The 10,653-nt window shown below is 73.4% G+C and carries 8 protein-coding genes and 2 pseudogenes; 4 read left to right on the plus strand and 6 right to left on the minus strand.

Annotation, left to right across the window (positions count from 1 at the left end):
* Positions 1 to 203: pseudogene (locus HUW36_RS16180) on the minus strand (DUF998 domain-containing protein); the annotation flags it as partial.
* A complete protein-coding gene (locus HUW36_RS16185; protein ID WP_174528935.1) occupies positions 196 to 1,161 on the minus strand; it encodes a glutathione S-transferase family protein in 966 nt (321 codons plus the stop codon). The gene HUW36_RS16185 and the pseudogene HUW36_RS16180, both read right to left, overlap by 8 nt.
* Before the next feature lie 109 nt (positions 1,162 to 1,270).
* Between HUW36_RS16185 and pcaF the strand changes: the two genes are divergently transcribed.
* Together pcaF and HUW36_RS16195 are read left to right on the plus strand one after the other, a co-directional pair.
* On the plus strand, positions 1,271 to 2,476 hold the full coding sequence (pcaF, locus tag HUW36_RS16190; protein ID WP_174528936.1) for a 3-oxoadipyl-CoA thiolase: 1,206 nt from the start codon (positions 1,271 to 1,273) through the stop codon (positions 2,474 to 2,476).
* 113 nt (positions 2,477 to 2,589) lie between these two features.
* Positions 2,590 to 3,330: pseudogene (locus HUW36_RS16195) on the plus strand (SAM-dependent methyltransferase); the annotation flags it as partial.
* Here the strand turns inward: HUW36_RS16195 and HUW36_RS34980 are convergent.
* Together HUW36_RS34980 and HUW36_RS16205 are read right to left on the minus strand one after the other, a co-directional pair.
* Positions 3,257 to 4,123: a hypothetical protein gene (locus HUW36_RS34980; protein WP_343044330.1), complete on the minus strand. Its 867-nt coding sequence runs from the start codon at positions 4,121 to 4,123 to the stop codon at positions 3,257 to 3,259. The pseudogene HUW36_RS16195 and the gene HUW36_RS34980 sit on opposite strands and share 74 nt — an antisense overlap.
* Positions 4,124 to 4,126: 3 nt before the next feature.
* Positions 4,127 to 4,756, minus strand: coding sequence for an MBL fold metallo-hydrolase (locus tag HUW36_RS16205; RefSeq protein ID WP_174528938.1), 630 nt, complete (start codon positions 4,754 to 4,756; stop codon positions 4,127 to 4,129).
* Positions 4,757 to 4,878: 122 nt separating this feature from the next.
* Between HUW36_RS16205 and HUW36_RS16210 the strand changes: the two genes are divergently transcribed.
* Positions 4,879 to 5,847: a DUF4349 domain-containing protein gene (locus HUW36_RS16210; RefSeq protein WP_174528939.1), complete on the plus strand. Its 969-nt coding sequence runs from the start codon at positions 4,879 to 4,881 to the stop codon at positions 5,845 to 5,847.
* On the opposite strand, the gene HUW36_RS16215 is transcribed toward HUW36_RS16210, so the two are convergent.
* Positions 5,804 to 7,063 carry an amidohydrolase gene (locus tag HUW36_RS16215; protein WP_174528940.1) on the minus strand — a complete coding sequence of 420 codons (1,260 nt, stop codon included), beginning with the start codon at positions 7,061 to 7,063 and terminating at the stop codon, positions 5,804 to 5,806. The genes HUW36_RS16210 and HUW36_RS16215 overlap by 44 nt on opposite strands.
* Positions 7,064 to 7,622: 559 nt before the next feature.
* Entirely contained in the window at positions 7,623 to 9,206 is a 1,584-nt protein-coding gene (locus tag HUW36_RS16220; RefSeq protein ID WP_174528941.1) for an acyl-CoA mutase large subunit family protein, read from the minus strand.
* Between the two features lie 203 nt (positions 9,207 to 9,409).
* On the opposite strand from HUW36_RS16220, the gene HUW36_RS16225 reads away from it, so the two are divergent.
* A partial coding sequence (locus HUW36_RS16225; protein ID WP_174528942.1) for a serine/threonine-protein kinase occupies positions 9,410 to 10,653 on the plus strand: 1,244 nt, incomplete at its 3' end.

Consider the following 10,653-nt stretch of genomic DNA (forward strand, 5'->3'; position numbering starts at 1 on the left):
AGCAGCAGGGCCCCGGCCAGGGCGAAGATCCCGAGCCGGTACGTCCCGGCGTACCCGCTGTCGGTGACGCCCGCCTCGCTGACGTACCCGGTCGGGCCCGGGCCGGGACCGGCGACCAGAGCTACCGTGACCGCGACCACGCCGGCCACCAGGCAGGCGGCGGCCGACCCGGCGGCGACCCGGCGCGACGTGCGGTCAGCCACGCCCGTGCGGCGTGGCCCAGCCGGACAGGTCGGGACCGAGCGGCACGATCCGGGTCGGGTTGATCATGTCGTGGGTGGCGTAGTAGTGCCGCTTGATGTGGTCGAAGTCGACCGTGTCGCCGAAGCCGGGGGTCTGGAACAGGTCCCGGGCGTACGCCCAGAGCACCGGCATCTCGGTGAGCTTGCGCTGGTTGCACTTGAAGTGGCCGTGGTAGGCCACGTCGAAGCGGACCAGCGTGGTGAAGAGCCGGACGTCGGCCTCGGTGATCGTGTCGCCCATCAGGTAGCGCCGCCCGGCCAGCCGCTCGCCCAACGCGTCCAGCCGCGCGAACAGTGCCGTGTACGCCTCGTCGTACGCCTCCTGGGAGGTGGCGAAGCCGCACCGGTAGACGCCGTTGTTGACGTCGCGGTGGATCTCCGCCATCAGCGCGTCCATCTCCGGGCGCAGCTCGACCGGGTAGAGGTCCGGCGCGTCCGGGGCGTGGAACCGTCGCCACTCGGTCGAGAAATCGAGCGTGAGCTGCGGGTAGTCGTTGGTGACGACCCGCCCGGTGAGCGTGTCGACGAGCGCCGGCACGGTCACCCGGCCGGTGTAGTCGGGATCGGTGGCCAGGTACGCGTCGGAGAGGAACCCGACGCCCAGCACCGGGTCGAAGCCGTCCGGGTCGAGGGCGAACCGCCACCCGCGCTCGTCCCGGATCGGGTCCACGGTGCCCAGCGAGATCACCTCGTCCAGGCCGAGCACGCGACGCACGATCCGGGCCCGGTGCGCCCACGGGCAGGCCCGGCACCAGATCAGCCGGTACCGGCCCGCCTCCAGCGGCCACCGCCCCTGCTCGTCCGGCCCGCCGCCCTCGGGCGAGGTGGAGTGCGGGGTGACCCGACCGGTGAACCGGTTGGGTTGGCGGACGAAGGCGCCGCCGCCGCTGGTCTCTGCGCTGAACTGGGCCCCGGCCATGCCGCCAACCTATCCGCTCCGGGCGCGGATATCCTGGCGCCGGGTGCCCCCGTGACCCGGCGGGCGACCCGTCGACCGACCCCTTCCACCCCCGAAGGACGTGCGCGCGATGACCGTGGCCTACCTCGTTGCCGGAGTCCGCACCCCGATCGGCAGGTACGCCGGCGCCCTGGCCGGGGTCCGCCCCGACGACCTCGCCGCGCACGTCGTCCGCGAGCTGGTGGCGCGCCACCCGTCGGTCGACTGGGCCCGCACCGACGACGTGATCCTCGGCTGCGCCAACCAGGCCGGCGAGGACAACCGCAACGTGGCCCGGATGGCCGCGCTGCTCGGCGGCCTGCCGCAGGAGGTGCCGGGCAGCACGGTGAACCGGCTCTGCGGCTCCGGCCTGGACGCGCTCGCCACCGCCGCCCGGGCGATCGTGGCCGGCGAGGCCGACCTGCTGGTGGCCGGCGGCGTGGAGAGCATGAGCCGCGCGCCGTTCGTGATGCCGAAGGCGGCCACGCCGTTCGCCCGCACCGCCGAGGTCTACGACACCACCATCGGCTGGCGGCTGGTGAACCCGCTGATGGAGCGCGGGTGGGGCATCGACTCGATGCCGGAGACGGCGGAGAACGTGGCCGCCGAGTACGGCGTGGACCGGCAGGCGCAGGACGCGTTCGCGTACCGGTCGCAGCAGCGGGCCGCGAAGGCGCAGGCCGACGGCCGGCTGGCCGAGGAGATCGTGCCGGTGACCGTGCCGGCGGGCAAGCGGGAGACGAAGCTGGTCGAGGTCGACGAGCACCCGCGCGAGACGACGCTGGAGAAGCTGGCCGCGCTGCCCACCCCGTTCCGGGCGGGCGGGACGGTGACCGCCGGCAACTCCTCCGGCGTCAACGACGGCGCGGTCGCGCTGCTCGTCGCCTCCGCGGCGGCCGTCGAGCGCTACGGCCTCACCCCGCTGGCCCGGGTACGCGGCGCGGCGGCGGCCGGCGTCCCGCCGCGGGTCATGGGGATCGGCCCGGTCCCGGCGACCCGCAGGCTGCTCGACCGCCACGGCGTCGACCTGGCCGACGTCGACGTGGTGGAGCTGAACGAGGCGTTCGCCGCGCAGTCCGTGGCCGTGTTGCGGGAGCTGGGCCTGCCCGAGGACGCCGAGCACGTCAACCCGAACGGCGGGGCGATCGCGCTGGGCCACCCGCTCGGCGCCAGCGGCGCCCGGCTGGCGCTGACCGCCGCGCTGGAGCTGCGGCGCCGCGGCGGCCGGCGGGCGTTGGCGACCATGTGCATCGGCGTCGGGCAGGGCATCTCGATGCTGCTGGAGTCGGCCGACTGAGCCCGGCCGGCGGCATCGCCGCCAGTGGATCTCCCGTTGCTGGTCGTCCACGCCTAGAGTGGGCTGGACCACATGATCCGCCTCGTGGCGGCGACGACCTGGGGGACCGAGCGATGCAGACGCCGGACGGACTTCCCGCCGAGATCGACCTGACCCGGCCGAGTGCCGCCCGGGTCTACGACTACTTCCTCGGCGGCGCGCACAACTTCGAGATCGACAGGCAGCTCGCCGAGCAGATCGCGGCCATGACGCCGAACCTGGCGGCCACCATGCGCTCCGGGCGGGAGTTCCTGCGCCGGGCGGTCCGGGTGCTGCTCGACGCCGGCATCGACCAGTTCCTCGACATCGGCTCCGGGATTCCCACCGTGGGTAACGTGCACGAGGTCGCCCAGGCCGCCGACCCGCAGGCCCGCATCGTCTACGTCGACATCGACCCGGTCGCGGTGGCGCACAGCCACGAGCTGCTGGCCGGCAACGACCGGGCCACCGCGATCCTGGCCGACCTGCGGGAGCCGAAGCTGATCCTGGACCAGGCCCGGGCCAGCGGCCTGATCGACTTCGACCGGCCGCTGGGCATCCTGCTGGCCGGTGTGGTGCACTTCATCCCGGACGTGGACCGGCCGGCCGACATCCTGGCCACCCTGCGGGCCGCCGCCGCGCCGGGCAGCTTCCTGGTCGTCTCGCACTCCACGTTCGAGGACCAGCCTCAGGAGATGCTGGACGCGCAGCGGCTGTCGGCGCGGACCGCCACCGAGATCACGCTCCGCTCCCGAGCCGAGATCACCGGCTTCTTCGGCGACTGGACGATCCTCGAACCGGGCGTGGTGCACATGCCGCTCTGGCGGCCCGACTCGCCGTCCGACGTGGACGAGCACCCGGAACGTTTCGGGGCGTTCGGCGGCGTCGCCCGGCACGACCGCGCCGCCGGCTGAACCCGTGGGCGCCCCGGAGACCGACGGGGGAGACGTCAGCAAGCCCGGCGCCGTCGCGTACGCCGCCGAGTGGGCTCGCGCGGTGCGCCGCATCGGGTTCGTGCCGCTGAGCGCGGCCGAGACCGAGCGCCTGCTGGTGCCGCTCACCGAGCGGCTCGGCCGGGCGCTGCTCGCCCCCACCTTCTCCGCCCGGCCGGCGGAGGAGGTGGGGCGTGCCCTGGTGGAGGCGCACCTCACCGAACCCGGCGTAGTGGCTGGCCCGCAGCAGCCGGCCGGCGCGTACCTGTTCGGCCACCTCGGTGTCGGAGAGCGCGGCGTTGAGCGTCGCCTCCACCTCGCCCAGCGGCAGTTTCCCGGCCGGGGGCGCGGCGGGTTCGGCGGCGGCCAACCGGCGTACCTCGGCGACCAGCGCGCCCACGACGGCGCGGCGCTGCGCGGAGAGTTCGCGGAGCGTGCCGCCGCGCAGGTCGCGTTGCGCGGCGCGGAGCGCCTCGGCGAGCTGGGTCAGGTCGGCGACCAGCTCGGGCCGGCGGATCGCGAGCAGGTTGACCAGCCAGGCCGCGACCGTGGGCCGGCGCAGCCGCCCGATCTCCCGGGCGGTACGCGGGTCGCCCGCCTGGCGTGCCTCCGCCACCGCGGCGTCGCGGGCCGCGACGAACCGGTCCGGCGGCGTGGCGTAGAGCCGCCGGACCACGTCGGCAGGGGGGCCGGGCACGGCTCAGGTGTCGATCCGGGTACCGGGCTCCAGACGGCGGTAGTCGGTGTTCGACATCGCGGTGTACTGCCGGTCGAGCACACCGAAGCCGTTGGCGTTGAGCAGACCGTCGTGCAGCGCGTAGGCCCGGCGGGGGGCGACGGCGCGGATGAAGTCGAGCACCTCGGAGAACTTCGACCAGGGCGCGTGTATCGGGGCGAAGAGCGTGTCCACCTGGACGTCGTCGGGGACGAACAACGCGTCGCCCGGGTGGTAGACGACCTCGTCGAAGAGGTAGCCGACGTTCTGGATCACGGGGATGTCCGGGTGGATGACGGCGTGCTGCCCGCCGTACGTCCGCACCGGCACCCCGGCGGCGGTGAACGACTGGCCGGGGGTGACCGCGACGAGCGCCTCGGCGGCGTCGCCGAGCACGCCGGCGAGCGAGGCGGGGCCGTGCACCGGCACCGGCCGGTGTTCCAGCGCCCGGGTCAGCGCGGCGACGTCCACGTGGTCCGGGTGCTCGTGCGTGACAAGCACCGCGTCCGCCCCGTCCAGCGCCTCGGGTTCACTGAAGACGCCGGGGTCGACGACCAGCACTCCCCCGTCGTGCTCCAGCCGGAGGCAGGAGTGGGTGAACTTGGTGACCTGCATCGTGACTCCTCGATTATCGAATCGTGATGTCCTCAGCGCAGTCTGCCGGAACCGGCGCGACGACGCGTCGCGTCCGAGGTATCGGCCCCGGCTCGCGGGGCCGTCGACGATCGGAGCGGGGAATGGGCGGACGACGACTCCGGGGCGTGGCCCTGGTGGCGGTGGGCCTGGCCGCGGTACTGGCGGTGGGGGCGTGCAGCGCGGGTGGCGACAGTGGCAGCGACGCGGCCGCGCCGCAGAACGCGGAGGGTGGCGCGGCCGAGGGCAGCGCGGATCGCGACCAGGCGGCGCCGGGCGGCACCGGCGGCGCCGACCTGCGGGTGGACCAGCGGTCCATCATCTACACCGGAACGATGCAGGTCCGGGTGGACGACGTGGACACCGCGGCCCGGGAGGCGACCACGGCGGTGACGGCGGCCGGCGGCTTCGTCGGCGGCGACCGGCGGTCGAGCCAGTCGGCGGACGCGCGGGCGGTGCTGACCCTGCGGGTGCCGGCGGACCGGTTCGCCGACGTGATCGACCAGCTGGCCGGGTTCGGCCGGCAGGAGCGCCGGGAGATCCGCACCGAGGACGTCACCGAGCAGGTGGTCGACCTGGACGCCCGAATCGCCACCCAGCGGGCCCGGGTGGAGAGCGCCCGCAAGCTGCTCGCCCAGGCCAGCTCGGTGGACCAGCTGGTCGCGCTGGAGAACGAGGTGGGCACCCGGCAGGCCGACCTGGCCGCCCTGGAGGCCCGCAAGCGCCGGCTGGCCGACCTGACCGCGCTCTCCACGATCACCGTGACGTTCCTGGGCCGGGACGCCAGCACCGCCGAGGAGGACACCGACCTGGGCTTCCGCACCGGGCTGGGCGGCGGCTGGACGGTCTTCCTCACCTCGGTCCGCGTGCTGCTCACCGTGCTCGGTGCGGTCCTGCCGTTCGCCGTGGTGATCGGCGTGCCGCTGTGGCTGCTGGTGCGGTGGCGGCGCCGACGGGCCCGCCGGACGCCGCCGCCCGGCGGACCTCACCCGGGCTCGCCGACGCCGGTCGGGCCGGCCGGCGGTCCGGTCAGCGCGCCGCCGCCAGTGCCCGCAGCGCGGTCTGGACCATGAGGCGTACGCCCACCTCGATGGCGCGCTCGTCCACGTCGAAGGAGGCCCGGTGCAGGTCCACGTTGGGCCCGCTCCGGCCGACGCCGAGGCGGGCGAGCGCGCCGGGCACGTGCTCCAGGTACCAGGAGAAGTCCTCGCCCCCCATGCTCTGCGGCGTCTCCGCGATGCCCTCCGGCCCCAGCGCCGACGCGGTGGCCGCGGTGAGCACACCGATGGCCCGGGCGTCGTTGGTCACCGGCGGGCGGCCGCGCAGGTACTCCAGGTCGACGGTGGCCCCGGTGGGCGCGAGCACGTCCCGCACCACCTGGGCCACGATCTTGGGCGCCTGGTCCCAGGTGTCCCGGTCCATCACCCGCAGCGTGCCGGCGGCGCACGCCTCGGACGGGATCACGTTGTAGCGGGTGCCGGCCGACGCGTGGCCGAACACCAGCAGCAGCCCGCTGTTGGCCGGGACCCGGCGGCTGATCAGCGTCGGCACCTCGGTGACCAGCCGGCCGAGCGCGTCGACCAGGTCGACGGTCAGGTGTGGGCGAGCGGTGTGCCCGCCCGGGCCGGTGAGGCGGACGGTGACGTTGTCGGCGGCGGCGGTGATCGGGCCGACCCGCAGGCCGATCTTGCCCACCGGCAGGTTCGGGTCGCAGTGCAACGCGAAGATCTGCACCACGTCGTCGAGTCCGCCGGCCTCGATGACCTCCAGCGAGCCGCAGGGCAGGATCTCCTCGGCCGGCTGGAAGATCAGCCGCACCCGACCGTCGAGCTGGCCGAGGTCCGCAAGCTGGGCGAGCAGCATGCCGACGCCGAGCATCACCGCGGTGTGCACGTCGTGGCCGCAGGCGTGGCAGACGCCCTCCACGGTGGACCGGTACGACACGTCCTTCGGGTCGCTCAGCGGCAGCGCGTCGATGTCGGCGCGGAGCGCGATCACCGGTCCGTCCGGGCGCCCGTCGATGTCGCAGATGACGCCGTTGCCCTTCGGGAGCAGGCGCGGCTTCAGCCCGGCGAGCGAGAGTTCCCGGTGGACCAGCGCGGCCGTCTCGAATTCCTCGCCCGACAGTTCCGGGTGCGAGTGAATGTGCCGGCGCGTCTCGATGAGGCCGGGTACCCGCAGTGCGAGCAGATGGTCGAGCTCGAAGGGCAGGGGCTGGGAACCGGTCGGCTTCTCGGGCCGGGACGACGCCAGCGGGCCACCGGAAGGCAGCGTCAACGCACTCGTCACGTCGAATTCTCGATCACTAGAGATGGATGGATCTTCGGGTAGGACAGCAGACAGCCTAGACCTCCGGCGGTGACGCTGCGCAACATCTTTCGCGTAGCGGTCGGACCGCGCAGCGTCACGAATGCCCTGGTGGGAGGGCTCGAATATCTGCGGGACAGCAGGTAGATCGCGGTCGGACGCCGTCATCTGCCCCCCACCTCCTACAACGCGTAACCGATTCATCGGTCACCAAATACCGGTCGTCGTTCCGAATTGTCGCATTAGTCGCGGCAATTAACTGCCGCTCCGACAATTGCGCGACAACAGTCGGCTGTCGGACGACTCCCGACGGTGACATGACTGTCCGCCGAACGACCGCACAGGCTGTCCGTCCCGTTCCCCCGTTCGGGTTACCCGCATTCCCGAATCGCACACGCGCGACGGTCACGGCCACGCTGCCCGTGGACGCGTCGGCACCGCCCCGGGCGGCGTCGCCCGGGGAAGGATCCGCGCCGGGCCGCGTCGCCCGCCGCGTGCGGGGAGGCTTCCACGGTACGCCGCCGGAGCGCGTCCGCCCAGGTCAGAACCGGTCGGTCGGCCGGTAGACCCCCCACACGTCGCGCAGCGTCCCGCACACCTCGCCGACCGTGGCCCGGGCGCGCAGCGCCTCCTTCATCGGGTGCAGCACGTTCGCGTCCCCCTCGGCCGCGGCACGCAGCTCGGCCAGGGCCCGCTCGACCGCGCCGGAGTCACGCTCCGCGCGGAGCTTGGCCAGCCGCTCCGCCTGGGCCGCCTCGATCGTCGGATCCACCCGCAGCGGCTCGTACGGCTCCTCCTCGTCGATCTGGAACCGGTTGAGCCCGACCACCACCCGCTCGCCCGAGTCGATCTCCTGGGCGATCCGGTACGCGGACTGCTCGATCTCGCGCTTCTGGAAACCGGCCTCGATGGCGTCCACCGCGGAGCCGTGGTCGAACACCCGGTCCATCAGCTCGTTCGCCGCCGTCTCCAGCTCGGCGGTCATCGCCTCCACCACGTACGACCCGGCGAACGGGTCGACGGTGGCGGTGAGATCCGTCTCGTACGCCAGCACCTGCTGGGTCCGCAGCGCCAGTCGGGCGGCCTTCTCGGTGGGCAGCGCGATGGCCTCGTCGAAGCTGTTGGTGTGCAGCGACTGGGTGCCGCCGAGCACCGCGCCCAGCCCCTGCACCGCCACCCGCACCAGGTTGACCTCGGGCTGCTGGGCGGTGAGCTGCACGCCCGCGGTCTGGGTGTGGAACCGCAGCATCATCGACTTCGGGTTCTTCGCGCCGAACTCGTCGCGCATCACCCGGGCCCAGATGCGCCGGGCCGCCCGGAACTTGGCGACCTCCTCCAGCAGCGTGGTGCGGGCCACGAAGAAGAACGACAGCCGGGGCGCGAAGTCGTCCACGGCCAGCCCGGCCGCGAGCGCCGCCCGGACGTACTCCACGCCGTTGGCGAGCGTGAACGCGATCTCCTGCGCGGGCGAGGCGCCCGCCTCGGCCATGTGGTAGCCGGAGATGGAGATGGTGTTCCACTTCGGCACCTCCGCCCGGCAGTAGGCGAAGGTGTCCGCGACCAGTCGCAGCGACGGCTTCGGCGGGAAGATGTACGTCCCCCGGGCGATGTACTCCTTGAGGATGTCGTTCTGGATGGTGCCGTTGAGCGCGGCGCCGGGCACGCCGTTCTCCTCGGCCACGAGCTGGTAGAGCAGCAGGAGCACCGAGCCGGGCGCGTTGATCGTCATCGAGGTGGAGACCTTGTCCAGCGGGATCCCGCCGAACAGCGTCCGCATGTCCTCGATGGAGTCGATGGCGACGCCGACCTTGCCGACCTCGCCGTGCGCGATCGGGTCGTCCGAGTCGTAACCCATCTGGGTGGGCAGGTCGAACGCGACGGACAGGCCCATGGTGCCGGCGCGCAGCAGCTGGTGGTAGCGCGCGTTGCTCTCGGTGGCGGTGCCGAAGCCGGCGTACTGCCGCATGGTCCACGGCCGGGACGTGTACATCGTCGGGTAGACCCCGCGGGTGTACGGGTAGTCGCCCGGCTCGCCCAGCCGGGAGTCCAGGTCCGCCGGAAGGTCGGCCGCCGTGTAGACGCCCTTGATCGGGAAACCCGACTCGCTTGACCGCGCATCGCTCATTACCGGATGGTAGGACGCGGCCGCCGCTCGATGGGTGAGGGATACCGCACACCGGGCGGTGGCGGCCCACCGGAGGTGAGTAGCTGGCCACATACCGTCGAGTAGGTAAACGCCCGCCGCGTCGGGTTTCGCATCGGGCGTCGGAACCAGCAAGATAGGGGGGTTGTGTCCCAGCCCCCTCGATATCCCCCGGTGGCTTTTCTGTGACTCAGATTCCGACGTGGAGCGGCGGACCGGCCAGTCCCCCCACTGGACGCGCGGCGCCCGGCACCACCATCGGTGGTCGCTACTCGCTGCGCTCCCCCGTGGGCAACGGCGGCATGGGCACGGTCTGGCGGGCCACAGACACCCTGTTGCGCCGTGACGTGGCGGTCAAGGAGGTCGTCCTCCCGCCGGGGCTCGCCCCGAGCGACCGCGACGCGCTCTACGAGCGGACGCTGCGCGAGGCCCGCGCCGCCGCCGCGATCCAGCACCCGGCCGTGGTCCAGGTCTACGACGTGGTCACCGAGGGTGGCCGCCCGTGGATCGTGATGGAGCTGCTGGACGCCCGCAGCCTCGCCGACATGGTGATCGAGGACGGGCCGGTCGCGCCGCGCGCGGTTGCCAAGATCGGCATCGCGCTGCTCGGCGCGTTGGAGGTGGCGCACGCCATCGGCGTGCTGCACCGCGACGTCAAGCCGGCGAACGTGCTCATCTGCACCGACGGTCGCTGCGTGCTCACCGACTTCGGCGTCGCCCGGATGCCCACCGACGTGCAGCTCACCACGCCCGGCATGGTGCTCGGCTCGCCGCACTTCATCTCCCCCGAGCGGGCCATGGGCCAGGAGTTCGGCCCGCCCAGCGACCTCTTCTCGCTCGGCGTGACGCTCTACACCGCGGTGGAGGGGCGGCCCCCGTTCGACAAGGGCGACCCGATCGAGACCATGCACGCCGTGGTCGAGGACCCGCCCGCCACTCCGCAGCGCAGCGGCCCGCTCACCGGCGTGCTGATGGGCCTGCTGGAGAAGGACCCGGCCCGCCGGATGGACGTGCACCGGGCCCGGGCCAACCTGCGTGAGCTGCTCGCCGGCCCGCTGACCAGCACCGCGACCGCGGTCAACTCGGTCACCGACCCGTACGCCGTGGTGCCGGTGCCGCGCCCGACCACCCCGCCGGCCCTCACCGCGGAGCCGAAGCCGAGCGGTCAGATCGGCGGCCGGGCGATGATCGGCCCGGACGAGTCGCTTACCGACCGGCTCGCCGCGCTGCGTCGCGGCGAACGCCTCGGCGCGACGGCGGCGACGGGCGACGCGGCGCTCGACGAGACGAGCGCCGACGCGTTGGCCGGGCCGCTGCACACCCCCACCGGCGCGATGTCCGGCCCGGGCGCGCCCGAGGCCACCCAGCGCCTCTCCCCGGACGCCACCGTCCGCCTCGGCCCGGGCGCCGGGTCGGACAGATCGGAAGA

Origin of the sequence: Micromonospora maritima (assembly GCF_902825405.1) — a bacterium.
GTDB lineage: Bacteria > Actinomycetota > Actinomycetes > Mycobacteriales > Micromonosporaceae > Micromonospora > Micromonospora maritima.